This window comes from Streptomyces sp. XH2, assembly GCF_049725035.1.
GTDB classification, from domain to species: Bacteria; Actinomycetota; Actinomycetes; order Streptomycetales; family Streptomycetaceae; genus Streptomyces; species Streptomyces roseoverticillatus.
In genome coordinates this window covers 354,711-379,943 of record NZ_JBMMMZ010000004.1, presented here as the reverse complement: position 1 = coordinate 379,943, position 25,233 = coordinate 354,711, and the positions used below count along the sequence as shown (strand labels likewise).

Annotated in this window: 25 protein-coding genes; 11 read left to right on the top strand and 14 right to left on the bottom strand. The window is 74.7% G+C overall.

The genetic code is table 11. The features are described from left to right. Positions 1–105: 105 nt before the first annotated feature. Complete coding sequence (locus tag ACOTKD_RS11165) at positions 106–1,506, bottom strand: dihydrolipoyl dehydrogenase family protein (protein WP_424888726.1); 1,401 nt, start codon at positions 1,504–1,506, stop codon at positions 106–108. Between the two features lie 63 nt (positions 1,507–1,569). After that, positions 1,570–3,141, bottom strand: a complete 1,572-nt coding sequence (locus ACOTKD_RS11160) for an alkaline phosphatase D family protein (RefSeq protein WP_424888725.1) — start codon at positions 3,139–3,141, stop codon at positions 1,570–1,572. Between the two features lie 185 nt (positions 3,142–3,326). Between ACOTKD_RS11160 and ACOTKD_RS11155 the strand changes: the two genes are divergently transcribed. The 5 genes from ACOTKD_RS11155 (at position 3,327) to mug (ending at position 6,864) form a co-directional block, all read left to right on the top strand. Further along, positions 3,327–3,992, top strand: coding sequence for an HNH endonuclease family protein (locus ACOTKD_RS11155; protein WP_424888809.1), 666 nt, complete (start codon positions 3,327–3,329; stop codon positions 3,990–3,992). Between the two features lie 82 nt (positions 3,993–4,074). Continuing rightward, on the top strand, positions 4,075–4,293 hold the full coding sequence (locus ACOTKD_RS11150; protein ID WP_367136867.1) for a hypothetical protein: 219 nt from the start codon (positions 4,075–4,077) through the stop codon (positions 4,291–4,293). Between the two features lie 80 nt (positions 4,294–4,373). Next, positions 4,374–4,826 (top strand): hypothetical protein, encoded by a 453-nt coding sequence (locus ACOTKD_RS11145; protein ID WP_424888724.1) that lies wholly within the window; start codon positions 4,374–4,376, stop codon positions 4,824–4,826. 65 nt (positions 4,827–4,891) lie between these two features. Continuing rightward, positions 4,892–6,325, top strand: a complete 1,434-nt coding sequence (gene purB / locus ACOTKD_RS11140; protein ID WP_106678857.1) for an adenylosuccinate lyase — start codon at positions 4,892–4,894, stop codon at positions 6,323–6,325. Further along, on the top strand, positions 6,322–6,864 hold the full coding sequence (gene mug / locus ACOTKD_RS11135) for a G/U mismatch-specific DNA glycosylase (RefSeq protein ID WP_424888808.1): 543 nt from the start codon (positions 6,322–6,324) through the stop codon (positions 6,862–6,864). The genes purB and mug overlap by 4 nt, the downstream gene beginning before the upstream one ends. A 154-nt stretch (positions 6,865–7,018) precedes the next feature. On the opposite strand, the gene ACOTKD_RS11130 is transcribed toward mug, so the two are convergent. Both ACOTKD_RS11130 and ACOTKD_RS11125 read right to left on the bottom strand, forming a co-directional pair. Then, positions 7,019–7,777 (bottom strand): ABC transporter permease, encoded by a 759-nt coding sequence (locus ACOTKD_RS11130; protein WP_424888723.1) that lies wholly within the window; start codon positions 7,775–7,777, stop codon positions 7,019–7,021. Further along, complete coding sequence (locus ACOTKD_RS11125; RefSeq protein WP_424888722.1) at positions 7,774–8,511, bottom strand: ABC transporter ATP-binding protein; 738 nt, start codon at positions 8,509–8,511, stop codon at positions 7,774–7,776. Before ACOTKD_RS11125 ends, ACOTKD_RS11130 begins: the two co-directional genes overlap by 4 nt. 108 nt (positions 8,512–8,619) lie before the next feature. Between ACOTKD_RS11125 and ACOTKD_RS11120 the strand changes: the two genes are divergently transcribed. From ACOTKD_RS11120 to ACOTKD_RS11110, 3 genes are all read left to right on the top strand, one after another. Further along, a complete protein-coding gene (locus tag ACOTKD_RS11120; RefSeq protein WP_424888721.1) occupies positions 8,620–9,840 on the top strand; it encodes a sensor histidine kinase in 1,221 nt (406 codons plus the stop codon). A 94-nt stretch (positions 9,841–9,934) separates the two neighbouring features. Continuing rightward, positions 9,935–10,585, top strand: coding sequence for a response regulator (locus ACOTKD_RS11115; protein WP_424888720.1), 651 nt, complete (start codon positions 9,935–9,937; stop codon positions 10,583–10,585). A gap of 84 nt (positions 10,586–10,669) precedes the next feature. After that, on the top strand, positions 10,670–11,851 hold the full coding sequence (locus ACOTKD_RS11110; RefSeq protein ID WP_424888719.1) for an ROK family protein: 1,182 nt from the start codon (positions 10,670–10,672) through the stop codon (positions 11,849–11,851). Positions 11,852–12,148: 297 nt separating this feature from the next. Here the strand turns inward: ACOTKD_RS11110 and ACOTKD_RS11105 are convergent, their stop codons facing one another. Continuing rightward, positions 12,149–12,892 (bottom strand): GntR family transcriptional regulator, encoded by a 744-nt coding sequence (locus tag ACOTKD_RS11105; protein ID WP_424888718.1) that lies wholly within the window; start codon positions 12,890–12,892, stop codon positions 12,149–12,151. Between the two features lie 163 nt (positions 12,893–13,055). On the opposite strand from ACOTKD_RS11105, the gene ACOTKD_RS11100 reads away from it, so the two are divergent. Then, positions 13,056–13,802, top strand: coding sequence for an SDR family oxidoreductase (locus ACOTKD_RS11100; protein WP_424888717.1), 747 nt, complete (start codon positions 13,056–13,058; stop codon positions 13,800–13,802). A gap of 7 nt (positions 13,803–13,809) precedes the next feature. Here the strand turns inward: ACOTKD_RS11100 and ACOTKD_RS11095 are convergent, their stop codons facing one another. Then, positions 13,810–14,694, bottom strand: coding sequence for an RNA polymerase sigma-70 factor (locus tag ACOTKD_RS11095; protein ID WP_424888716.1), 885 nt, complete (start codon positions 14,692–14,694; stop codon positions 13,810–13,812). A 105-nt stretch (positions 14,695–14,799) separates the two neighbouring features. Between ACOTKD_RS11095 and ACOTKD_RS11090 the strand changes: the two genes are divergently transcribed. Then, positions 14,800–15,630 carry an alpha/beta fold hydrolase gene (locus ACOTKD_RS11090; RefSeq protein WP_424888715.1) on the top strand — a complete coding sequence of 277 codons (831 nt, stop codon included), beginning with the start codon at positions 14,800–14,802 and terminating at the stop codon, positions 15,628–15,630. A 164-nt stretch (positions 15,631–15,794) separates the two neighbouring features. Here the strand turns inward: ACOTKD_RS11090 and ACOTKD_RS11085 are convergent, their stop codons facing one another. Further along, complete coding sequence (locus ACOTKD_RS11085) at positions 15,795–16,214, bottom strand: VOC family protein (RefSeq protein ID WP_424888714.1); 420 nt, start codon at positions 16,212–16,214, stop codon at positions 15,795–15,797. 122 nt (positions 16,215–16,336) lie between these two features. Between ACOTKD_RS11085 and ACOTKD_RS11080 the strand changes: the two genes are divergently transcribed. Beyond that, positions 16,337–17,164, top strand: coding sequence for a hypothetical protein (locus ACOTKD_RS11080; protein WP_424888713.1), 828 nt, complete (start codon positions 16,337–16,339; stop codon positions 17,162–17,164). Between the two features lie 45 nt (positions 17,165–17,209). Here ACOTKD_RS11080 and ACOTKD_RS11075 read toward each other — a convergent pair whose 3' ends face one another. The 7 genes from ACOTKD_RS11075 to bioB all read right to left on the bottom strand — a co-directional run bounded on the left by ACOTKD_RS11075 (position 17,210) and on the right by bioB (position 25,076). Next, positions 17,210–18,055 carry an SGNH/GDSL hydrolase family protein gene (locus ACOTKD_RS11075; protein ID WP_424888712.1) on the bottom strand — a complete coding sequence of 282 codons (846 nt, stop codon included), beginning with the start codon at positions 18,053–18,055 and terminating at the stop codon, positions 17,210–17,212. A 60-nt stretch (positions 18,056–18,115) separates the two neighbouring features. After that, positions 18,116–19,132 carry a hemolysin family protein gene (locus tag ACOTKD_RS11070; RefSeq protein WP_424888711.1) on the bottom strand — a complete coding sequence of 339 codons (1,017 nt, stop codon included), beginning with the start codon at positions 19,130–19,132 and terminating at the stop codon, positions 18,116–18,118. Continuing rightward, on the bottom strand, positions 19,129–20,478 hold the full coding sequence (locus tag ACOTKD_RS11065) for a hemolysin family protein (protein WP_424888710.1): 1,350 nt from the start codon (positions 20,476–20,478) through the stop codon (positions 19,129–19,131). Before ACOTKD_RS11065 ends, ACOTKD_RS11070 begins: the two co-directional genes overlap by 4 nt. Positions 20,479–20,680: 202 nt before the next feature. Continuing rightward, a complete protein-coding gene (locus ACOTKD_RS11060) occupies positions 20,681–21,388 on the bottom strand; it encodes a class I SAM-dependent methyltransferase (RefSeq protein ID WP_424888709.1) in 708 nt (235 codons plus the stop codon). A 143-nt stretch (positions 21,389–21,531) separates the two neighbouring features. Further along, on the bottom strand, positions 21,532–22,248 hold the full coding sequence (bioD, locus tag ACOTKD_RS11055) for a dethiobiotin synthase (protein WP_424888708.1): 717 nt from the start codon (positions 22,246–22,248) through the stop codon (positions 21,532–21,534). 352 nt (positions 22,249–22,600) lie between these two features. Continuing rightward, a complete protein-coding gene (locus ACOTKD_RS11050) occupies positions 22,601–23,908 on the bottom strand; it encodes an adenosylmethionine--8-amino-7-oxononanoate transaminase (RefSeq protein ID WP_424888707.1) in 1,308 nt (435 codons plus the stop codon). After that, the gene (gene bioB / locus ACOTKD_RS11045) at positions 23,901–25,076 is read right to left on the bottom strand and encodes a biotin synthase BioB (protein ID WP_424888706.1); all 1,176 of its coding nucleotides are present in this window, start codon (positions 25,074–25,076) and stop codon (positions 23,901–23,903) included. The genes ACOTKD_RS11050 and bioB overlap by 8 nt, the downstream gene beginning before the upstream one ends. Positions 25,077–25,233 lie beyond the last annotated feature (157 nt).

Here is a 25,233-nt window from a genome sequence, read left to right as displayed (position 1 = left end):
CTTTTTACCAACTTTCACGAATCGGGAAGAAGCGCCCGCCGCAAGGGCGACGCACGACAACGGCGAGGGTCCGGCGCAACGGGGGTCACCGCACCGGTGACGCCTCTAAGCGTCCGGCAAGGACTCCCGCGCGCGGAGGGCCGCGAGCGCGTCCTCGACGCCCCGGTGGAACGTCGGGTACGCGTAGATCATGTGCCGCAGCGACTCCACGGGGACCTCCGCCTGGACGGCCACGGCCAGCCCGTACAGCACTTCGCCGCCCATGGGCCCGGCCGTCGTCGCCCCCACGAGCACCCCGCGGTCCGCGTCCTCGACCAGCTTGACCAGGCCGTCGTTGCCGGCCTTGTGGATCCAGCCGCGCGCCGAGGACGGCACGCGCGAGAGGCCCGTGCGCACCCGCAGCCCCTTGTCGCGGGCCTGTTGCTCGGTCAGGCCCACCGCACCGACCTCCGGGTCGGTGAACGTCACCCGCGGCAGGGCCCGGTAGTCGGCGTGGGGGCCGGGCTCGCCGAGGACCGAGCGGACGGCGATCTCCGCCTCGTACATCGCCACGTGCGTGAACGCGCCGTGGCCCGTCACGTCGCCCACGCCCCACAGCCCCGGCGCGGCCTGCATCCGGCCGTCGACGGCGAGGAACCGCCCGCCGGGGTCGAGGCCGACGGTCTCCAGGCCCAGGCCGCTCACATCCACCCGGCGGCCGGTGGACACCAGCAGTTGATCGCCCGTCAGCTCCGTGCCGTCCTCCAGCGTCAGCACGAACGCGTCGCCCTCGTGCCGCGCGCCGGCCGCCCGCGCGCCGGTGCGCAGGACGAGTCCTTCCCCGCCGAGCACCCCGGCCAGCAGGGCGCTCGCCTCCGGCTCCTCGCCCGGGGCCAGCCGGTCCGCGGCCTCCACGACCGTCACGTGCGTGCCGAAGCGGGCGTAGACCTGGGCGACCTCCAGGCCGATCGCGCCGCCGCCGAGGACGAGCAGCGAGCGCGGCGCCTCCTTCGCCGAGACCGCGTCCCGGTTCGTCCAGTACGGCACGTCCGCCAGGCCCGGCACCGGCGGGACCTGCGGTCGCGAGCCGGTCGCGAGGACCACGCCCAGCCGGGCCTCGAACCGCAGGCCGTCGCCGTCGCCGCCCTCGACCGCCACCCGGCGCGGGCCGTCCAGCCTGCCGCGGCCGCGGACCAGGCGGCCGCCCTTGCCGGTGAAGCGGTCGGCCGCCACCTGGTCGTTCCAGTCGTCGGTGGCCTCGTCGCGGATCCGGGCCGCCACCGGCGCCCAGTCGGGCACGACCTGCCCCACGGCCCCCGCCATGCCGGGCACGCGCCGCGCCTCCGCCAGCAGGTTCCCCGCGCGGATCATCATCTTGCTCGGCACGCACCCCCAGTACGGGCACTCGCCGCCGACCAGCTCCGCCTCGACGCCCACCACGCTCAGCCCGGCGTCGGCGAGCCGGCCCGCGACGTGCTCACCGCCCGGGCCCAGCCCGATGACGACGACGTCCACCTGCTCGGCCATGGCAAGCCACCTTCCGCTCGGGTCGGCCGGACAGCCCCACCTTCCCACCACCCGCCGACAGCGTCATTGTCCGACGCGCCCCGGCTGCAGCACCTTGGTGAACAGCACCGCGCCCTCCTCGTCCCGCAGCCGCACGGTCAGCTCCCCGCTGTCGCCCGCGATGGCCACCTCGCCGAAGAACTGACTGCCCTGCCCGGGCGGGACGTTGGCCGTGGCGGGCGCCTTGAGGAAGACCTGGCGCGGGCCGAACGTGCCGTCCAGCTTGTTCGCGGGGAAGCCGCCCGCGTTGAGCGGGCCCGAGACGAATTCCCAGAACGGCGCGAAGTCCTTGAACGCCGCCCGCTCCGGCTCGTAGTGCTGTGCCGAGGTGTAGTGCACGTCGGCCGTCAGCCAGACCGTGCCGGTGATCCGCCGGTGCTTGACGTGCCGCAGCAGCTCGGCCATCTGCAGCTCGCGGCCGAGCGGTGCCCCCGGGTCGCCCTGGGCCACCGCCTCGAAGTCCGTGGGGCCGTCGGTGACCACGAGGCCCAGCGGCATGTCGGAGGCGATCACCTTCCACACGGCGCGCGAGCGCGACAGCTCCCGCTTGAGCCACTCCAGCTGGCGGGCGCCCAGGATGCCCTGGGCGTCGTCGGGCTGCCGGCCCGGTGAGTTCGCGTTCCGGTACGTGCGCATGTCCAGGACGAACACGTCCAGCAGGGGACCGTGGCGCAGGACGCGGTAGACGCGGCCGTCACCGTCCTCGCGCTGGGTGGACAGCGGGAAGTACTCCGAGAAGGCCCGCCGCGACCGCGCGGCGAGCACGTCGATCCGCTTCTCCGCGTACCGCGCGTCGTCCAGGATCTGCCCCGGGTACCAGTTGTTGTGCACCTCGTGGTCGTCCCACTGGACGACGGTGGGCACCTCGGCGTTGAAGCGGCGCAGGTTGGCGTCCAGGAGGTTGTAGCGGAACGCGCCGCGGAACTCGGCCAGGGTCTCGGCGACCTTCGCCTTCTCCTCCGTGGTGACGTTCCGCCAGGTGCTGCCGTCCGGCAGCGTCACGGACGGTGCGATGGGACTGTCGGCGTAGATGTTGTCGCCGCTGCAGAGGAAGAAGTCCGGCGCGAGGCGGCGCATGTGCTCGTAGATGCGGTAGCCGCCGCGGTCGGGGTTGATGCCCCAGCCCTGCCCGGCCAGGTCGCCGGACCACAGGAAGCGCACGTCCGAGCGGCGGGCGGGCGCCGTGCGGAAGGTGCCCGGGACCGGGCGGCCGGTGCGGCGCGGGTCGTCCGGGTCGGCGAGCAGCACGCGGTAGTGGATCTCCTCCCCGGGCGGCAGGCCGTGCAGCGCGGTGCGCCCGGTGAAGTCCGTGTCCGGTCCGACAAGCGGGCCCGTGATGCGGCGCACCCTGCGGAACGACTCCGTGGCCGAGGTCTCCACGATCATCCGGGCGGGCCGGTCGGCGCGCACCCACACCAGGCCCGACGACGCCGTCACGTCACCGGTCTGCACGCCCCAGCGCGCCTCCGGCCGCCCGGACAGCGCCAGGGCCGGTGCCGCGCCGGCCGCCGCGGGCAGCGCGGTGACCGCGGCGGCGCCCGCCGCCCCTCGCAGGACGGCTCGTCTGCCCACGCCGAATCCGGGCCCGTGCGCCATGAATCCTCCTCGCTCGCCTGTTCCTGACGGTGCGTTCCTACCGGCGTGAGGTGCCCGGCGGCCGAACGCGCCGTGAACATGAGGTGCCTTGCGCGGCCGCGGCGTCAACGGGGCACCCCGGCACGTCGCCGTCCGGGGTATATGTTCCATATCGGAGTGTGAGTGCCGGTATCTGTTGGTCTGTGATCCCACGAATCCGGTGGCGCCGCGCCGCCACTGCCGCAGCCCTGTGTCTGTCCGCCGCCCTCGCCCCCGCCGGCGTCCCGGCCTCGGCCGCGCCGCCGCCCGTGCCGCACGACCTGCCGGAGCCGCCCGCGGCGTCCGTCGTCAAGGAGGAGCTGGCCGGGCTCACCGTCGAGCTGCCGCACTCGATGGCCGGCTACAGCCGTGCCAAGTTCCCCCACTGGGTCAAGCAGGTGGGCACCTGCGACACCCGCGAGGTCGTCCTCGCCCGCGACGGCCAGGACGTGAAGACCGACGACCAGTGCCGCTCGGTCTCGGGCCGCTGGCACAGCGCCTACGACGGCAAGGACTTCACGGTGGCCGGCCAGCTCGACATCGACCACATGGTGCCCCTCGCCAACGCCTGGCGGTCCGGGGCCGACTCCTGGACCACCGACCAGCGCAAGCGGTTCGCCAACGACCTGACCAACCCTCAGCTGATCGCCGTGTCCGCCGCCTCCAACCGCGCCAAGGGCGACCAGAGCCCGGACCAGTGGCGCCCGCCGCTGGGCACGTACTGGTGCACGTACTCCCGCGCCTGGACCCACGTCAAGTACGTGTACAAGCTGAGCGTGACCCAGGGCGAGCAGGACACCCTTGCTGCCATGCTGGACTCATGCGACCGATGAGCAGCACGAGCAGCAGCCGGTGACCGGCGGACAGCCCGGCGGGCCCCTCGTGGACGAGGTGACCGCGGGACCGGGCGGGGCGATGACCGATGACGTCGGCGTCATCACCGGCGACCTCACCGTCGCCACCAGCGCCCTGCCCGGCGGGAAGGCCCGCGTCGACGTCCAGTACACCGGAGCCGAGGAGTGGTACACGCTCACCGGCAGCCCGGTGCCCGTCCCCGAGGGCGGCCTGGCGGCCCTGCACGGCCGGGTGCTCGCCCGCATCCGCGAGGGAGGCGCCGCGGAAGTCCCCCGCTGAGCACCCCCGCACCCCCACTATGATCACCGTCGGCCGGAAGTGATCTTGCCTCCGCGCCGGACCGGGCTAGTGGGGGAAACATGCGCAAGGCGGTCACCTGGACGGCGCTCATCGTGACGGCGACCACGCTGGTGGCGGGCTGCGGGACCGGGCTGGGACGGGGAGGCGCCGCGGCCGCGGCGCCGCGCCAGGCCGCCGCCAGGCACGCCGGGCCGTCCGTCCGCAAGGTGACCTTCGAGCTGCACGGCACGGGATCCTCCCAGGTCACCTACGTGGCCTGGGACCGCAACGCCACCGAGCAGGTCACCCTGCCGTGGGCGAAGACCGTCGACGTCACGTTCCGCGGCACGGAGCCCAAGGACGGCGTCCTGCTGGCCCTGGTCCCCGGCTCCGTCTACGGCACCGGCCCCGAGCACGACGACAAGTTCGCCACCCCGCCGTGCGTGATCAAGGTCGACGGCAAGCGGGTCGCGGCGGGCGGCGGAGGCGGCTCCGTCAGGGGCTGTGAGTACACCCTGAAGGTGACGCCGTAGCTCGTAGCAAGCTACGAACGAGCCCCGTGCCGGAGTCTGCAGCAACCGACAGTAGACTCGGCAGCGTGTCTGTGAAGCCCCGCATCCCCAATGTCCTGGCCGGCCGCTACGCCTCCGCCGAGCTGGCCGTCCTGTGGTCCCCCGAGTACAAGGTGACGCTGGAGCGGCGGCTGTGGCTCGCCGTCCTGCGCGCCCAGAAGGACCTGGGGATCGAGGTGCCGGACGCCGCCCTCGCCGACTACGAGCGCGTGCTCGACCAGGTCGACCTCGCCTCGATCGCCGAGCGCGAGAAGGTCACCCGGCACGACGTCAAGGCCCGCATCGAGGAGTTCAACGCCCTCGCCGGCCACGAGCACATCCACAAGGGCATGACGTCCCGCGACCTCACGGAGAACGTCGAGCAGCTGCAGATCCGGCTCTCCCTGGAGCTCGTCCGGGACCGATCCGTCGCCGTCCTCGCCCGCCTCGGCAAGCTCGCCGCGGAGAACGCCGAGCTGGTCATGGCCGGCCGCTCGCACAACGTCGCCGCCCAGGCCACCACCCTCGGCAAGCGCTTCGCCACCGGCGCCGACGAGCTCCTCGTCGCCTTCGCCCGCCTGGAGGAGCTCCTCGGGCGCTACCCGCTGCGCGGCATCAAGGGCCCCGTCGGCACCGCCCAGGACATGCTCGACCTCCTCGGCGGCGACGCCGCCAAGCTGGACGAGCTGGAGCGGCGCATCGCCCACCACCTCGGCTTCGCCCAGGCCTTCACCTCCGTCGGCCAGGTCTACCCGCGCTCCCTCGACTACGAGGTCGTGACCTCGCTGGTGCAGCTGGCCGCGGCACCGTCCTCGCTCGCCAAGACCATCCGGCTGATGGCCGGGCACGAGCTGGTCACCGAGGGCTTCAAGCCCGGCCAGGTCGGCTCCTCCGCCATGCCGCACAAGATGAACACCCGCTCCTGCGAGCGCGTCAACGGCCTCATGGTCATCCTGCGCGGCTACGCCTCCATGGCCGGCGAGCTCGCGGGCGACCAGTGGAACGAGGGCGACGTCTCCTGCTCCGTGGTGCGCCGCGTGGCCCTGCCGGACGCGTTCTTCGCGCTCGACGGCCTGATGGAGACCTTCCTGACGGTGCTCGACGAGTTCGGCGCCTTCCCGGCCGTCGTCGCCCGCGAGCTCGACCGCTACCTGCCCTTCCTCGCCACCACCAAGGTGCTGATGGCGGCCGTGCGCGCCGGCGTCGGCCGCGAGGTCGCCCACGAGGCGATCAAGGAGCACGCGGTGGCCTCCGCGCTCGCCATGCGCGAGCAGGGCGCCGAGCGCAACGAGCTCCTCGACAAGCTCGCCGCCGACGAGCGGATCCCGCTGGACCGGGCCGGCCTCGACGCCCTGATGGCCGACAAGCTGTCCTTCACCGGCGCCGCCGCCGACCAGGCCGCCCTCGTGGTCTCCCGCATCGAGGAGATCGCCAAGCGCCACCCGGAGGCCGCCGCGTACGCCCCGGGGGCGATCCTCTGACACCGGAGCAGCTGGAGGCCGCCCGCGACCGCCTCGTACCCGACGTGGTCGCGGACGGCCTCCGCGTCCTCTTCTGCGGCATCAACCCCGGCCTGATGTCGGCGGCCACCGGCCACCACTTCGCCCGCCCGGGCAACCGCTTCTGGCCCGTCCTGCACGCCTCCGGCTTCACACCGCGGCAGCTGCGCCCCGCCGAGCAGGAGGAACTGCTCGGCTACGGGCTCGGCATCACCAACGTCGTCGCCCGGGCCTCGGCGCGCGCGGACGAGCTGAGCACCGCGGAGTACGTCGAGGGCGGCCGCATCCTGACCGAGAAGGTCGAGCTGCTGAAGCCGCGCTGGCTGGCGGTCGTCGGGGTGACCGCCTACCGCGTCGCCTTCGGCGACAAGCACGCGAAGATCGGCCCGCAGGAGCGGACGATGGGCGCCACCCGCGTCTGGGCGCTGCCCAACCCCAGCGGGCTCAACGCGCACTGGCCGCTGCCGAAGATGGCGGAGGAGTTCGCGCGGCTGCGGGAGGCGGCGGACGGCGACGCCTGAGCGTGGCCTGATCATGTCCGGCGCCGCCGGACCGCGCCGTCGTGGCCGGGGTCCGCCGCGGCGGGGAAGACCAAGCGGCCGTTGCCGGCGCCCCGGCCCTGCGGTGCCGCGCAGCCGCCTTTGGTGCGTACCGGCCGCCCCTCTCCGGAGGAGGTCACGCGTCACGGCGACGCAGCGACCACCAGCCCGCCGCGGCGGCCAGCACCGCCCACGCGGCCATCACTCCCATCCCCGGCCAGGCCCCGAGCGGGCCCTCGGGGACCGGGTGCAGGATCTGCTGGCCGGCCCGGTCCGGGAGGAAGGCCACCACCTTCCCGATGCCCGGGACCCCCGCGAAGACCGGCGAGATCAGGAAGACCACGGGCGTGAGCACCGACAGCGCGCCGACCTGACTGCGCAGCACCGCGGCCACGCCCGCCGAGAACACGGTGAGCAGCGTGAGGTACAGACCGCAGCCGATCGCCGACCGCAGCGCGCCGGGCGCCCCCAGCCCCACCCCGTACTCGCCGAGCAGGACCTGCGCGCCGAGGAAGCAGCCGAAGCCGGTCGCCAGGCCCACCGGCAGGGCCGCGGCGCCCACGACGAGCAGCTTGCCGCCGAAGAACAGGCCGCGGCGGGGCACGGCGGCCAGCGAGAGCCTGATCCCGCCTCCCGCGTACTCCCCGGCGACCGCCATCACGCCGAAGCAGACGGCGGCGATGTGCCCGAAGTTGAGGCCGAAGTAGGAGCCGTAGACGGGCTCGAAGTCCGCGTTGCCGGCCTCGGCCCTGCCGACCATGGCGTGCACCAGCACGGTGACGCCGACGCTGCAGACGAAGGCGGCGAAGAGGGCCACGAGCAGGGACCGCACGGAACGGATCTTCACCCACTCGGAGCGGACGACGGGTGCGAGGGCGGTCGCGAGGGCGGTCATGAGGGCGTGCCTTCCTGGTGCGTGAACTCGGCGGAGCCGGCGGTCAGGGCGAAGTAGGCCTCCTCCAGCGAGGCGCTCCCGCCGACGAACTCGTCCAGGGGCGCGTCGGCCAGCAGCCGGCCCCGGCCCAGGACCACGAGGTGGTCGGCGGTCTGCGCCATCTCGCTCATGAGGTGGCTGGAGAGGAGGACGGTCCGCCCCTCCCCGGCCAGGCGGCGGGCCAGCCGGCGCAGCCGGAGGATGCCCTCCGGGTCGAGGCCGTTGGTGGGCTCGTCGAGCAGCACCACGGGCGGGTCACCGAGCAGCGCGGCGGCGAGCCCCAGGCGCTGCCGCATCCCCAGCGAGAAGGTGCGCACGCGCCGCCGGGCCGCGCTCGCGATCCCCGTCTCCTCCAGCACCTCGTCGACGCGCCGGGCGGGGATGCGGTTGCTGAGGGCGAGGGCGAGCAGGTGGTCGCGGGCGGTCCGGGCGGGATGGGCGGCCGAGGCGTCCAGCAGCGCGCCGACGTGCCGCAGCGGTTCGGCGAACGAGGCGTACGGGCTGCCGCCGACGAGAGCCGTCCCGGAGGTGGGCCGGTCGAGGCCGAGGAGGATGCGCATCGTGGTGGACTTGCCGGCGCCGTTGGGGCCCAGGAAGCCGGTCACCCGGCCGGGCCGGACGGTCACGGTGAGCCCGTCCAGGGCGCACACCGGGCCGTACCGCTTGGTGAGTCCGCGGATCTCGATCAAGGTCATGGCCCAAGGCTCGCGCCCGGACCGGAGGCGGCGCTTCCCCCTCGCGTGGGGACCGTCTCCCCCACGCGGGGGAGGCCGCGGCCCGCGGGGCGCTGGAAGGATCAAGTCATGATCGTTCCCCTGCGCCCGGTGGTCCGCGCGGTCACGTACACCCGCTGGCTGCACCTCGTGATGGCGGCCGTCGTCGCCACCGTGTTCGCGTTCGTGACGCCCGGGCTCGGCAACGTCAACAGCCCGGCCGGCGCCTGGCTGCTCGTGCTGCCGCTGCCCTTCCTGGCGGTGGCGGCCATGCTCCCGGGGGTGCGGCTCTCGGAGGGCATGCAGGCGCAGTTGCTGCTGTTCCCGGCCGGGAAGAAGGGCCCGGAGCCGCACTTCACCCCCGCGCGCTCGGCCTCCTGGACGGACCGCCGACGCACGGCAGCGTGGCTGGTCGTGCGGTACGAAGCGGGCGTGGCGACCGCGTTCCTCTCGGTCCACGCACCGACGCTTGCGGTGCGGCTCATCAGCAGCGCCGCGGGGGACGGCACGGTGCGCATGCCGCTGTGGACCCCCGCGCCGGGCCACTGGTCGTGCGCCGTGCTGGGCCTGCTCGTGCCAGTGCTCCTCCTCGCCTTCGTCGTCCTCGCGGGGGAGCTGCAGGCGCGCGCCGCGAGGGCGCTCCTCGGCCCGTCCGCGGCCGAGCGGCTGGCCGCGCTGGAGGAGCGGACGGAGCGGCTGCTGGAGCACAACCGGCTCGCCCGCGAGCTCCACGACTCCGTCGGGCACGCCCTGACGGTCGCCGTGGTGCAGGCGGGCGCGGCGCGCGCGGCCGGCTCGCCCGCCTTCACCGAGCAGGCCCTGGCCGCCATCGAGGAGACGGGCCGGCCCGCGCTGGAGGACCTGGAGCGCGTCCTCGCCGTCCTGCGCGAGGACGCGCCCGGAGCGGCGGCCGGGCGCCCGGCCCTCACGGACGTCGAACGGCTGCTCACCGCCGCCCGGGGCTCCGGCGCCGAGGTCACCGCCGACGTCACCGGCGGCCTGGAGGCCGTGCCGGGCCCGGTGTCGCGCGAGGGCTACCGCATCGCCCAGGAAGCGCTCACCAACGTGGTGCGGCACGCGGGCCCCGTACCGGTCTCGCTGCGGATAGCGGTCCGCGCGGGCGTCCTGGAGCTGGACATCCGCAACCCCCTTCCCGGGGCCGGGGCCGGGTCTGCGGGCAGCGCCGTCAGCGGCGGCGGCAGCGGGCTGCGGGGCATCCGCGAACGCGCCGCGCTCCTCGGCGGCCACGCCGAGACCGGTGTGCACGAGGGCGTTTGGCGGGTGCGGGCGGTGCTCCCGCTGGGGGTGTGAGAGCTCCTCGGCGGGTGCGCATTCCGCCGGACCCTCGCCGCAGCGGCGAGTGACGACAACGAGGCGGCCCCGCGGCACGATCTATGGTGGCCCGATGCCGATATCCGTTCTGCTCGTCGACGACGAACCCCTGGTGCGCGCGGGCCTGCGCGCCATCCTCGAAGCACAGCACGACATCGAGGTCGCGGGCGAGGCCGCGGACGGCGCGGCCGTGGTCCCGATGGTCCGTCAGCTGCGGCCGGACGTCGTCGCGATGGACGTCCGGATGCCGCTCCTGGACGGCATCGAGGCGACCCGCGCCGTCCTCCGCTCGGCCGACCGGCCGCCGAAGATCGTGGTCGTGACGACGTTCGAGAACGACGAGTACGTCTACGACGCGCTGCGCGCCGGCGCCGACGGCTTCCTCCTCAAGCGTTCCGCCCCCGCCGAGATCGTGCAGGCGGTCCGCACGGTGGCCGCCGGCGACTCGCTGCTGTTCCCGGCCGCGCTGCGGCGGCTCGCGGCCGGGCGGGGCAACGAGCGGGCCCGGGCGGCCATGGAGCGGGCGGCCCTGACCGCGCGCGAGGCCGAGGTGTTGCGCCACATGGCCCGCGGCCTGTCCAACGCGGAGATCGCCCGGACCCTGACGCTCGGTGCCGAGACGGTGAAGACGCACGTCAGCGCGGTGCTGGCGAAGCTCGGGGCGCGGGACCGCACCCAGGCGGTGATCGCCGCCTACGAGTCGGGGTTCGTGACCCCCGGCTGAGTCCCGAGGCTCGCCGCGGGCCACCGCACCCGATACGATCCGGCCAGTAGGCAAAGGACGCGTAAACGCGAGGAGGCGGCGACGTTGGGGCGGCTCACCGGCGGGGACCCGTCGCTGCTGCGGCGGATCAACTCGGCCGTCGTGCTGCACGCGCTCCGCACGGCCGCGTCCCCGGCGTCCCCGCTGGCCGCCGCGCCCACCCTCACGGACCTGGTCAAGGTCACCGGCCTGTCCCGGCCGACCGTGGAGGGCGTGGTCGAGGGCCTGATGGAGTCCGGCCTGGTGGTGGAGGCCCCCGCGGAGGAGGGCGAGGCGCGCCGCCAGGGCCGGCCCGCGCGCCGCTTCCGCTTCCGCGTCGAGGCGGGCCACCTGCTCGGCATCGAGATCGGGCCGCACCGGATCGCCGCCCTGATGGCGGACCTGAGCGGGCGCGTCATGGGCTCGGCGTCCGTGGACGTCGCGGAGACGGCCCCGGCGGACGAGCGGCTGGACCGCGTGCGGGAAGCCGTCGCCGACCTGCTGGCGCGCTCGGGCGTGCCGCGCAGCGGGCTGCGCGCCGTCGGCGTGGCCACCCCGGGCATCGTCGAGGCCGACGGCACGGTCCGGCTGGGCACGGCGCTCCCCGGCTGGACGGGGCTGCCGCTGGGGGAGCGGCTGCGCCGCTCGTTCCGCTGCCCGGTCCTCGTGGAGAACGACGCGAACGCCGCCGCCGTGGCCGAGCACTGGAAGGGCGCGGCCACCGGGTCCGACGACGTCGTGTTCGTCCTGGCGGGGCTCAGCCCCGGGGCCGGTTCACTGATCGGCGGGCGGCTGCACCGGGGCTTCGGAGGCGCGGCCGGCGAGATCGGCGCCCTCCACCTGCTGGGCCGCGAGGCCACTCCGGAAGAAGTGCTGTCCACGACGGGCGAGCCACTGCACCCGCTGGACGAGGCGCAGGTGGCGCGGGTCTTCGCGCTCGCGCGCGAGGGCGACGAGCGGGCCGCCGAGGCGGTGGAGCGCTTCATGCGCAGGCTGGTGCACGACGTGGCCGCGCTGGTGCTGGCCCTGGACCCCGAGCTGGTCGTCGTCGGCGGCTGGGCGGCGGGCCTCAGCGGCGTCCTGGAACCGCTGCGCACGGAGCTGGCCCGCTACTGCCTGCGGCCCCCGCAGGTGGTGCAGTCGATGCTCGGCGAGGCGGCGGTGGCCACGGGGGCGCTGCGGCTGGCCCTCGACCATGTGGAGAAGCAGCTGTTCGCGGTGGAGAGCACGGTCACCGCACGGCGGTGAGCGGGAGCGCTCCGCTCGGGCCCGCCGCGACCGCCTTGCCCGCCGAGTGGCCCCGCCACGGGCCCGGACGCCGGTCCGCACCCGAACCGCCGCAACGGCTTCGAGGGTCCGGCGGACGCGAGGTCACCCGTAACGCCGCCCCCGGCACACACAGCCGGCGGAGAGAAGCCGCACCCCGCTCGGGGCGCGCCCGGTACAAGCGTCCGCCGCATCGGCGTCGAGCCACCACGGCGAGGGGCCGGCGGAATTCCGCGCACCGTAGCCGTGCGTCCGGCCGGGAACCGCCGGAGGCAACCGTCAGCCCGCAGCCAGCAGCTGTACCCCCGTCTCACCGAAGGTGAGCCGGCAGGTGTCCGCCCGGTACGTCGCGACGGCCACGGCCGCGGTCGCACCCTCGGCGAAGTAGCGGGTGGTGACGAGGAGGACGGGCGCGCCGGGCAGCCGGTCGAGCTGCTTGGCGTCCTCGGCGCGGGCCGAGCCCAGCTCCACCGCGCGGTCCTGGCCCTCCAGGGAGAGGCGCTGCAGCTCGCGCAGGACCGTCCGGGCGCGGGCGGCGCCCGACGCGGTGTCGATCGCGGCGAGGCCCGGGACGGAGTGGCCCGGCACGTAGAGCAGCTCGGCGGCCACCGGCTGGCCGTGCGTCCGGCGGATCCGGCGGACGGTGTGCACCGGCCGCCCGGCGGGCGTGCCCAGCAGCCGGGCGACGGCCGCGGGCGGAGCCGCCTCCAGACAGTCGACGGCCTGCCAGGAGTCCGCGGCGGTGCCCGGCCAGGCCTGCTCGGCGTCACCGACGGCCACGCCCACGCGGGGCGGGGCCACGGTGGTGCCGACGCCGCGGCGGCGCTGCAGTCGTCCTTCGAGCTCCAGTTGTTCGAGCGCCTGCCGGAGCGTGGCCCGTGCGACGCCGAACCGGGCGGCGAGCTCCCGCTCGTTCGGCAGGATCTCACCCACCGCGAACTCGGAGTCGAGCGCCTCGCTGAGCACGGTCTTCAGGTGCCAGTACTTCGGCTCCGGCACCGTGTCGAGCTGCGTGGTCCCCACCCTGTTCCTCCGCAAAGCATTTTGCGCGCTTCTTTATTAAAGGTTGTTGCAGTATGGCGACCATAGGACGGTGCCCGGACTTGGTCAAGACCAATGCCCCGATTACCGTACGGGCGGAAGAGGACGGAAGACAGCGGGCGAAGGGCGAGGGGGGCAGGGCACCATGGATCAGGTCACGGTGGTCACGGGAGGCGGCCGGGGGATCGGCGCGGCGGTCGCGGTGCGGCTCGCGCGCGCGGGCCACAGCGTGGGCATCGGCTACGAACGCGCGCGCGAGGCCGCCGAGGCGACGGCCGCAGCGGTGCGCGCCGAGGGCGTCCGCTGCGTGGTCGTCCAGGCCGACACCAGCGTGGAGGGCCAGGTCGACACGCTGTTCGAGACGGTGCGCGCGGAGCTGGGCCCGGTCACGGGCCTGGTCAACAACGCCGGCGTCACGGGCCTGCTCGGCCGGTTCACGCAGACGCCCGTGGAGCGGATGCGCCGCGTCGTCGACGTCAACGTGACGGGTGCTCTGATCTGCGCCCGCCGTGCGGCCCTGGAGATGTCGACCCGGCACGGTGGCATGGGCGGCGCGATAGTGAACATCTCCTCGGCCGCGGCCACCCTCGGCGCCCCCGGCGAGTACGTGCACTACGCGGCGAGCAAGGCGGCCGTGGACGCGATGACCGTGGGGCTGTCCAAGGAGCTCGCCGAGGAGGGCGTCCGCGTCAACTCCGTGCAGCCCGGACTGATCGTCACCGACATCCACGCGGCGATGGGCGACCCCGACCGGCCGGCGCGCAAGGCCGCCGTCGTGCCCATGGGCCGCCCCGGCATGCCCGACGAGGTCGCGGGGGCGGTGGCGTGGCTGCTGTCGCCGGAGGCGTCGTACACGACGGGCGCGGTGCTGCGCGTGGGCGGCGGCCTGTAGCGCCCGGTCAGCCGGCCAGGCCGCTGAGCTTGTCGGGGTTGCGCACCAGGTAGACCGTCGTGATCCGGCCGTCCGCCACCTCCAGGCTGAGCGCGCTGTCCGGGCGTCCCCCGGACAGGACGAGGAGGCCCGGGCGGCCGTTGATCTCCATGAAACGTGCCTCCGCCTCCGGCAGGGGCTGCCGCGCCACCGCGTGCAGGAAGCGCCCGACCTTGTCCGCGGTCTCGATGACGCGCAGCGGCGCCTTGGCCTTGCCGCCGCTGTCGCCGACGAGCCGGACGTCGGGCGCGAGCAGCTCCAGCAGGTTGCCGATGCTGCCGCCCGTGGCCGCGGCGAGGAACTTCTCGGTGAGGTCGCGCTGTTCCGCCGGGTCCACGGTGAAGCGCGGCCTGCGCTCGTCGACATGGCGGCGGGCCCGGCTCGCGAGCTGCCGCACGGACGCCTCCGAGCGGTCGAGAGTGACGGCGATCTCGCCGAAGGGGAAGCCGAAGGCCTCCCGCAGCACGAAGACCGCCCGCTCCAGCGGTGACAGGGATTCCAGGACCACGAGCACGGCGAGCGAGACGGAGTCCGCCAGCACCGCCTGCTCGGCGGTGTCCGGGACGGCCGGGCCGTAGTCGGTGGCGATCGGCTCGGGCAGCCAGGGGCCCACGTACGCCTCGCGCCGCGCCTGGACCTGGCGCAGCCGGTCGACGGCCAGCCGGGTGGTGACCCGCACGAGGTAGCCGCGCGGGTCGCGCACGTCCTCCCGGCCGGCGCCCGACCAGCGCAGCCACGCCTCCTGGACGACGTCCTCGGCGTCGGTGACGCGGCCGAGCATGCGGTAGGCCACCCCGGTCAGGACGGAGCGGTGTTCCTCGAAGGCATCGAGCGCGGTGTCACGTGCGGTCACCGGGTCATCGTACGGCTCTTCGCACAGGGTCTACCCTGCGGTAACTCTTACTGACATCCTGTCTCAATACCTCACCGGTCACCCCAGGATGACGAGGAGCCACGCATGGCCGACACGGTCGTCTTCCCCATCGACACCCCCGCCGGACGGCGCACGGCGGAGGTGTCCTACGAACGGCTCGGCGGCGGGGAGCCGCTGGTGCTCCTGCACGGCGTCGGCCACCACCTGCAGGCGTGGGACCCGGTCGCGGGCATCCTCGCCGCTGAGCGCGACGTCATCGCCGTCGACCTGCCCGGCTTCGGCAACTCGCCCGCGCTGCCGGACGGCGTCACCTACGACCTGCGCGGCGTGGTCCCCGTCCTCAGAGCGCTGTTCGAGGCCCTGGGCCTGGACCGGCCGCACGTCGCAGGCAACTCCCTCGGCGGGCTGCTGGCCCTGCAGCTCGCGCACGAGAAGCTCGTACGGACCGCGGTCACGCTCTCGCCCGCGGGCTTCTGGACCGAGGCCGAGCGCCGCTACGCCTTCGCCGTGCTGCGGGCGATGCGGCGCGGCGCCGAGTCGCTGCCCCCGCAGGCCGTCGCCCGGCTGGCCCGCACGGCAGCCGGGCGCGCGGCCCTGACCGGCGCCATCTACGCCCGCCCGGGCCGCCGTTCGCCCGACGCCGTGATGGCCGAGACGCGGGCCTTGCGCGAGGCCGCCGGCTTCGCGCCCACCCTCGCCGCAGGCCGGGGCGGCCTGTTCACGCACGACATCGCGGACGTCCCCGTGACCGTCGCGTGGGGCACGCGCGACCGGCTGCTGCTGCGCCGCCAGGGCGTCCGGGCCAAACAGGTGATCCCCGCGGCACGGCTGGTCCGGCTGCCGGGATGCGGGCACGTGCCGATGAACGACGACCCGGCGCTCGTGGCGAGGGTCATCCTCGACGCCACGCGCTGAGCGCCGGCCCGCCGCGACCGGGCCTGTCCGGCGCTGCGGGCCGGCCGCGCCGCGCCGGCTCGCCGCCGTGGCGGAGAAGAGGCCCGCCGCCACGGCGCAGCACCCCGGCGGTGAGGGCCCGGCGGAACGGACGGACCCTCGGCCGGTGATCCGCCGGAAAACCCCTACGCGTTGGACCAGTCACGCGTGGACAGCACCAGGCGGTAGCCGTCGGGGTCCTCGACCGTGACGCCCCACGTGTCCCAGTAGGGGTTGTGGGCCTCGACGCGCCTGCCGCCGTGCGCCTCCAGGCGGTCGACGAGCTCCTGCGGGACCTCCCCGGCGACGTAGACGACGAGGAGGTCCTCCACGGTGGGCGCGGGCCGGACGAACTCGCCCTCCGAGACGACCAGTTCGAGGTGCCAGCCCGCGTCGGGCCAGCCCAGCATCAGCAGCGAGTGGTCCTCCCGGGGCGGGGCGTCCGGGGCGGCCTCGTGCCGGTAGAGGACCGAGAGGCCGAGCCCCCCGGTCCAGAACCGCTCCGCCGCCGCGAGGTCGCGGGACGGGCGGGCGATGCGCACGTGGGCCTTTCCGTCGACAGGCACGCCGTTTCTCCTTCGCTCGGGAACACCGGACGATCTCCGTCTGACCTGCACGGATATCATCGACCGGACAGCCCGTGGGCCGTCAATGGGGCCCCTGGTCAGCCCAGCGCCTCAGGAGAGCCATGCCGTCCGCCCAGCCCCGCGTCCTCTACGTCACCGACCTCGCTTACCCGGCGCGCGGGCGCAGGTACTGCGACGAGGACATCTTCCTGTCCTCCCGGCTGCGCGAGGACTTCGACGTGGCCCTGTGCCACCCGCTCGACGCGGCCGCGCTGATGGACGCCTTCGACGCCGTCGTGGTCCGCAACAGCGGGCCCGTGCTGCACTACCAGGCCGCGTACGACGACTTCGCGCGCCGCGCGGCCGAGGGCGGCGTGCGCGTCTACAACCAGCTGACCGGCAAGGCCGACATGGCCGGCAAGCAGTACCTGCTGGACCTCACCGCCGCCGGCCTCCCGGTCATCCCGACCGTGGACCGCCCCGAGGACACCGGCCTGCTGCCCGACGCCGGCGAGTACGTGGTCAAGCCGAAGCTCGGCGCGGACTCCATAGGCCTGCGCTTCGTCCCGCGCGAGGAGCTCGCGGACCTCTCCTACGAGGGCGTCCTCGTCCAGCCGCGGATCCGCTTCCGCTACGAGGTGTCGTTCTACTTCGTCGACGACGCCTTCCAGTACGCCCTCCACGCGCCCGACCCGGACCGCCGCTGGGAGCTCGTGCCGTACGAGCCCACCGCGGAGGACCTGGCCTTCGCGCAGCGCTTCGTTGCGTGGAACGGCATCGAGCACGGCATCCAGCGCGTGGACGCCTGCCGCGCCCCCGGGGGCGAGCTGCTGCTGGTCGAGCTGGAGGACCTCAACCCGTACCTGTCCCTGGACCTCGTGGCACCCGAGACGCGCGACGCCTTCGTCACCGCCTTCAAGGCCGCGCTGCGCCGCCTGCTGGAGAGCTGAGCCGGCGGGGGAGGGGCGGCCTGCGGGCCTCCGGGCGGGAGGGGCCTACGGCTGCGCCCGCAGCCACCCCGTCACGTCGGCGGTCCCGGTCCCGGTCCCGCCGGCCGGCGGCGTCACCCAGAACGCACGGCCCTCGTCCGCGCTGAAGTGCGCGCCCGCCCGGCCGTCACCGGACGAGCGGCCCGTCAGGCGGCGCCCGATCCACGGCACGAGGTGCTCGCGCGTGAAGCGGGCGTCGGAGGCGCGGCGCGCCGCCCAGCCGGCGCGGACGGCCGGGGGCAGGGGCGCGCGCCAGTCGTCCTCCGGCTCGTGGCCGAGCGCCTGCCACACGGCCTCGGCCACCCGCCGGTGCCCCTCGGCGTTCAGGTGCAGGCGGTCGTCGGCCCACAGCCGCGCGTCGCCCAGCACCTCGGCGCCGAAGAGGTCCACGACCACGGCCCCGTGCCGCTCGGCCAGCGCGTCGACGAACGAGAACAGCTGCTCCATGCGGGGGCGGAACCGCTCCAGGACCGGGCCGCGCCGGCCGGGGCTGCGCATCAGCACCAGCTGCTTGCAGCTCGGCGCGAGCCGGTCCGCTGCCTCGGCCAGCCGGGCGCACACCGCGTCCACGTCGCACTTGGGCCGCAGCACGTCGTTCAGGCCGCCGACCAGCGTCACCAGGTCCGCGCCCAGCGCGGCGGCCGGCGCGGACTGCTCGTCCGCGATCTGGCCGATCAGCTTGCCGCGCACGGCGAGGTTCGCGTAGCGGAAGCCGGGGCTGCGGGCGGCCAGCCGCGCGGCGAGGAGATCGGCCCAGCCCCGGTAGGAGCCGTCCGGCAGCCCGTCGGACATGCCCTCGGTGAAGGAGTCCCCGACCGCGACAAAACTGGTGTACGTGGCATTCATCTGCATGGCGCGGGCGATCCTACTCCTGTCCCGCGATCGCCCGGGCCGGGGCCGCGCCGGTGCGGGTCACTGCACCGCGCGCCCCACCAGCTCGCGCAGCAGGTCCTCCAGCGTGACCAGCCCGGCCAGCTTGCCGTCCTCGCCTATCACCGCGGCGAGGTGCGTGCCCGTGCCGCGCATCGTGGTGATGACGTCGTCCAGCGGCGTCGTCGCCGGGACCGTCGCGATCCGGCGCATCCGCTGCAGCGGGAAGGGGAAGTCCCGCGGCCGGGCGTCCAGGGCGTCCTTCACGTGCAGATAGCCCAGGATGCGGCCCGCCGCGTCCACCACCGGGAACCGCGAGAACCCGGAGTCGGCCGACAGCCGCTCCAGCCCCTCGGGAGTGACGCCCAGCGGCGCCGAGACCACCCGCTCGACGGGCGTGACCACGTCCCGCACCGGGCGCTTGCCCAGCTCCAGGGCGTCGCGCAGCCGCTCCGTGGCCCGCGAGTCGAGCAGGCCGGCCGCGCTGGAGTCGGCGACGATCCGCGCGAGCTGGTCGTCCGAGTACGTCGCCGCCACCTCGTCCTTCGGCTCCACCCGCAGCAGTTTCAGCAGGCCGTTGGCGAAGGAGTTGATGGCGAAGACGAACGGGCGCAGCGCCCGCGCCAGGGCGACCAGCGGCGGGCCGAGCCGCAGGGCGGTGCGCACCGGCTCGGCCAGCGCGATGTTCTTCGGCACCATCTCGCCGAACAGCATGTGCAGGTACGTCGCCACGGCCAGCGCGATGACGAACGAGATGGGGTGGACCAGGCCGTGCGGCACCCCGAGCACGTCGAAGACGGGCTCCAGCAGGTGCGCGATCGCGGGCTCGGCGACCACGCCCAGGACCAGCGTGCACAGCGTGATGCCGAGCTGGGCCGCGGCCATCAGCGCCGAGATGTGCCGCAGGCCCCACAGGACGCTGCGGGCGCGCCGGTCGCCCCGGTCGGCGTACGGCTCGATCTGGCTGCGGCGGACCGAGATGAGGGCGAACTCCGCGCCCACGAAGAAGGCGTTGACGACGAGCGTCGCCAGACCGATCAGCAGCTGGACGAAGGTCATCGGCCGGCCTCCCCCGGGTTCCCGGTGCCGGCGTCCGCGTCCGCGGGCGGCCCGGTCAGGCGCACGCGGGCCGCGCGGTGACCGGTCGCGTCGACGACGTCGACGCGCCAGCCCGCGACCTCCACGGTGTCGCCCCGGCCGGGGATCCGGCCGAGCTCGGTGGCGACGAGACCGGCCAGGGTCTCGTACGGCCCGTCCGGCGCGTGCAGCCCGATGATCTCCAGCTGGTCGGTGCGGGCCGCGCCGTCCGCGTCGTACAGCGGGCGGCCGTCGGGGTCCGTGCCGGCGGGCGCGAGGTCGGGCACCTCGCGGGGGTCGTGCTCGTCGCGGACCTCGCCGACGACCTCCTCCACGATGTCCTCCAGGGTGACGACGCCGGCGGTGCCGCCGTACTCGTCGATGACGACGGCCATCGTGCGCTTGCCCGAGAGCCGGTCCAGCAGCCGGTCCACCGTCAGCGACTCCGGTACGAGCAGCGGCTCGCGCAGGATCGAGGTGACGGGGTGGCGGGGGCGCCGGTCGGCGGGTATCGCCAGCACGTCCTTGATGTGGGCGACGCCGACGACCGTGTCCAGGTTGTTGCGGTAGACGGGGAAGCGGGACAGGCCGGTCGCGCGGGTGGCGTTCGCGACGTCCTCCGCGGTGGCCTGGGCGTCCAGGGCGATGACCTGGACACGGGGCGTCATCACGTTCTCCGCCGTCAGGTCGGCGAGGCTCAGGGTCCGCACGAACAGCTCGGCGGCGTCCGCCTCCAGGGTGCCCTCCTTGGCGGAGTGGCGGGCCAGCGCGGCCAGCTCCTGCGGGCCGCGCGCGGAGGCCAGCTCCTCGGCGGGCTCCAGGCCCATCCGGTGCAGGGTCCGGTTCGCGGTGTTGTTCAGGTGCCGGATCAGCGGGCGGAACGCGGCGGAGAACGCGCGCTGCGGGCCCGCCACCCGCTTGGCGACCGGCAGCGGCCGGGAGATCGCCCAGTTCTTCGGGACGAGCTCGCCGACCACCATCAGCACGACGGTGGACAGCACCGTGGCCAGCACCAGGGCCGTCGAGGAGGCCGCGGCGGCGCCGAGGCCGATCGCCTCCATCGGCCCCGTGAGCAGCGTCGCGATGGACGGCTTGGAGATCATGCCGATGATCAGGCCGGTGACGGTGATGCCGAGCTGGGCGCCGGAGAGCTGGAAGGTGAGGCTGCGCACGGCCTGGATCGCGCCCGCCGCGCCGCGCTCGCCGTTCTCGGCGGCGCGCTCGAGGTCGGCGCGCTCGACGGTGGTGAGCGAGAACTCCGCCGCGACGAAGACGGCACAGGCCAGCGTCAGCAGCAGGGCGACCACCAGCAGGACTACCTCGGTCATCGGTTCACCTCCGTTCCATGATCGGACGGAGGGACGGGGACCGCGCGATGTCGGCTGCGGGGGCTACTGGGAGGCTCGCCCATGGGCGGACGCTCACACCTTTCATGTCGTACGGGAAGCTGTCCACCCATGGTAAAGGACGGGCAAAAGGCGCCCGGTGCCGAGCGGGGCTCCTCAGCGAGGAGGGCTCACGGAGGAGGGCTTACGCGTGACCGCCCGCCGGACCCGCCGGGTCCGGCGCCGCGGGCCGTCTGGCCACGCCCAGGACACAGGGCGAGGCCGGGGTCGGCACCCGGGTCCGCGGGACCCGCAGCCGGCTGTACGCACCGAGCTCGAACCCCGCCGCCTCGATCGACGCCAGCGGATCCCGCGCCGTGTGACACCCGCCGAACAGCACCGGCCACAGCGTCCGGTCCAGCGCGTACTGGGTGACCGCCAGCGCCCGGCCCTCCGCCCGCCCGTGCTCGAAGAACCGCAGCTCACCGCCCGGCCGGAGCACCCGCCGCAGCTCCGCCAGCGCGCGCCGCACGTCCCGTACGGAGCACAGCACCAACGAGGTCACCGCCGCGTCGAACGCCTCGCTCTTCACCGGCAGCGCCTCGGCCGCGCCCGGCACCACGTCCACCGGGACGCCCGCCCGCACCGCCGCGTCCACCGCGATCCTGCGCAGGCCGCGCTCCGGCTCGATCGCCACCACCTCGGAGACCGTCGGCGGGTAGAACGGGAAGTTCAGGCCGTTCCCCGCGCCGATCTCGATCACGCGGCCCGACAGGCCGGCCAGCAGCTCGCGCCGGTGCTCCCCGATGCCCGCCCGCTCGTCGATGATCGGGCTCACCCTCGCGTAGAAGCGGGCGAAGACCGGATGGTGCACGGCGTCGTGCGGCAACCTGGTGCTCCGAAGCGGCGGCATGGCACACACCCCTTTCCGGGGACGACGGCTACCGCGATTGTTCCCCGGCCGGAGCGGCCCGCACCGTCGCCGCGCCGCAAGCTCCGCTGCGGTCGCGGCAGTTGGGGCGGGCGGGGTGCGTGGGGTGGCCGGGGCGGGTGAGGTCAGCGGTGGGTCGCGGTGAAGCCTTCGGCGTCCCAGGAGCCGGACAGCTCCGGCGCCAGCCAGGAGGGGGCCGCCGTGCGGAAGGCCTCCGGCGGGAGGGTTCCCGCGCCCTCCGGCACCGCGCCGAGCAGCGGGGCGCCGGCCGCCTCCGGCAGGTCGGCGAGGTTGCAGCGCATGGCCAGGTCCGGGGCGGCCGGCCAGCTGCCGATCACGACGCCCTGGCAGCGCAGGCCCCGCGCGCGCAGGGCCTCCGCGGTGAGGGCGGTCGTGTTGAGGGTGCCGAGGCCGGCCTGCGCGACGAGAAGGACGGGGGCGCCCAGCAGCCGCGCCGCGTCCGCGAGGGTCGTGCCCTCCTCGTCCAGGCGGACGAGGAGGCCGCCGGCGCCCTCGACGAGGACCAGGTCGTGGCTCTCCGCGAGCCGCGCGGCCGCCTCCGCGATCTCCGGCGGCCGGACGGGGGAGAGGCCCGCCCGGGCCGCGGCCGTGCCCGGCGCGAGCGGCTCGGGGAACCGCGCGAGCTCCTCCCCGGTCACCGCGTCCCCCGCGAGCCGCCGCACCTCGGCGACGTCACCCGGCTCGCCCGGGGCGACACCGGTCTGCGCGGGCTTGAGCACGGCGACGGTGCGGCCCGCGGCGCGCGCCGCGGCGGCGACGGCCGCGGTGACGACGGTCTTGCCGACCTCGGTGCCGGTCCCGGTGACGACCAGTACGGTCATGGGTCTCCTCAGCCTTCTGTCGTGTGTTCCTGGTTCCCGGCCGGGGGCTGTCCGGCACCGCCGGGCCGCGCCGTCCCTGCCGAGCGCCGCTGCGGCGGAGACAAGAGGCGCAGCAGCGCCGCATTCCTCCGCCGCAGCGGTGATCAGCCACCGTGGCGCGCTCCGGCGGTGCCGGACGGGCCTCGCCGCGGTGGCGGGCCGGCCAGGGCGCATGAGCGTGCCGGGCACCCCGTATCCGCCGCAACGGCGCTCAGCCGCAACGGCGCAACGCGGCGGTGCCGGACAGCCTCGGCCCGCGACCGGCGCGACCGGAGCCGCAGGCCGCGCCCCGGCCCCGCCGGTACGGCCCGCGTCAGGCGACGCGGGCCGCCGCGCACACCGCCGCGCACACCCGGGCCACGTCCTCGTCGTCCGTCACGTACGGCGGCATCACGTACAGCAGGTCGCGGAACGGCCGCAGCCAGACGCCCTCGCGGACGACCGCGCGCGTCGCGGCCGCGACGTCGGCCTCGTGGTCGAGCTGGACGACGCCGATCGCGCCGAGCACCCGGACGTCCCGGACGCCCGGGAGCGAGGCCGCCCCGGCGAGGCCGTCCCGCAGACCGGTCTCGATCCGCTTGACCTCCGTCTGCCAGTCCTGGCCCAGAAGAAGATCGATCGAGGCGATGGCAACCGCCGCGGCGAGCGGGTTGCCCATGAACGTCGGCCCGTGCGCCAGCACCGGCACCTCGCCGCGCGAGATGCCGTCGGCGACCCGCGTCGTGCACAGCGTCGCCGCCATCGTCAGATAGCCGCCGGTGAGCGCCTTGCCGAGGCACATCACGTCGGGCGTGACACCGGCGTGGTCGGCCGCGAACAGCCGGCCCGTACGGCCGAACCCGGTGGCGATCTCGTCGAAGACGAGGAGCACGTCGTGCTCGTCGCACGCTTCGCGCAGGACCCGCAGCAACGCCGGGTCGTGGAAGCGCATCCCGCCCGCGCCCTGCACGAGCGGCTCGACGATGACCGCGGCGAGTTCGTGGGCGTGGGCCGCGAGCGTCTCGCGCAGGTGCGCCGCGTACGCGGAGAGGACCTCCGGGCCGGAGGAGAGCGCCGGCGGCGCGTCCGCGAAGACGTGCTTCGGGAGCGCCCCGGACCACAACTCGTGCATCCCGCCGTCGGGGTCGCACACGGCCATCGGCTGCCACGTGTCCCCGTGGTAGCCGCCGCGCCACGTCATCAGCCGCCGCTTCTCCGGCCGCCCGGCCGAGCGCCAGTACTGCAGGCACATCTTGACGGCCACCTCGACCGACACCGAGCCGGAGTCGGCGAGGAAGACGTGTTCCAGGCCCTCGGGGGTGATCTCCACCAGCCGGGCGGCGAGCCGCACGGCCGGCTCGTGGGTGAGCCCGCCGAACATCACGTGGCTCATCCGGCCGAGCTGTGCCCGCGCGGCCTCGTTGAGGACGGGGTGGTTGTAGCCGTGGACGGCGGACCACCACGAGGACATCCCGTCGATCAGCTCGCCCACGCCGCCGACCGGCTCGGCGAGCCGCAGCCGCACCCCCGACGCGGACGCGACGAGCAGCGGCTCCTGGCGGCCCGGCATCGGACCGTAGGGGTGCCACACGTGCTGCCGGTCGAGGGCGAGGAGCTCACCGGGGCTGAGCGGCTCAGGCATTGGGCGGCAGGTCCGTGCCCGCGCCCCGGCGCCGCACGGCGACCAGGTCCGTCCGCGCGTCCTGGCCGGTGACGGCCTCGGCCTCGGGGGCCGCGGCCGTGGGGGAGTCGTCCCCGCAGGGCCCGCACGAGCCCCCGCCGCAGCCGCCGGCCGCGACGGCGTCCGCCCGGTGCGCCGGCAGGGTCGTCTCGCCCGCGCCCTCGACCTCGAACCCGGCGTCCGCGATCATGTCCAGGTCGGCCTTGCCCTCCTGGCCCTCACTGGTCAGGTAGTCGCCGAGGAAGATCGAGTTGACCAGGTGCAGGGCGAGCGGCTGCATCGTCCGCAGGTGCACCTCGCGCCCGCCGGCCAGCCGGACCTCCACGTCCGGGCAGACGAACCGCACCATGGCGAGGATGCGCAGCGCCCGCTGCGGCGTGAGGTTCCACTCCTTGGCCAGCGGCGTGCCCTCGAAGGGGATGAGGAAGTTCACCGGCACCGAGTCCGGGTCCAGCGCGCGCAGCGAGAAGACGACGTCGACCAGGTCCTCGTCGGTCTCGCCCATGCCCGCGATCAGGCCGGAGCAGGCGGACATGCCCGCCGCCTGGGCCTGCTGCACGGTGTCGACGCGGTCGGCGTAGGTGTGGGTGGTGGTGATGCCGCCGTAGGTGGCCTCGGAGGTGTTGAGGTTGTGGTTGTACGCGTCGGCGCCCGCGGCGCGCAGCCGCTCGGCCTGTCCCGCGGAGAGCAGACCGAGGCACGCGCACACCTCGACGTCCTCGTTCTGCTCCTTGATCGCCTCGATGGTCTTCGAGACGCGGTCGATGTCCCGGTCCGTGGGCCCGCGCCCGCTGGCGACCAGGCAGACCCGCTTCGCGCCGCCCGCGACACCGGCCGCCGCGGCCTTGGAGGCGTCCTCCGGCTTGAGCCAGGTGTACTTGAGGATCTCGGCCTTGGAGCCGAGCCGCTGCGAGCAGTACGAGCAGTCCTCGGGGCACAGCCCCGACTTCAGGTTGACGAGGTAGTTGAGCTTCACCCGGCGCCCGAACCACTTGCGGCGCACCTTGCCGGCCGCGGCCACCACGTCGAGCAGGTCGTCGTCGGAGGTCGCCAGTACGGCGAGCGCCTCTTCACGGCTCGGCAGCTCGCGCCGCAGCCCCTTGTCCACCAGCGTGTTCAGCAGGTCCATGGCGGTGATCCTCGCTCACGGCCGCACCCCCGGCCAAGGTAGGGATTACACAACAGGGGCGGATTGATGTGTGTGTATTGCCACACCCTGACCAGGAGTGACGGCCGCTACGTTCTAGGGAGGTTCTATACGGGCTCCACAGAACGCCCCACGGAAT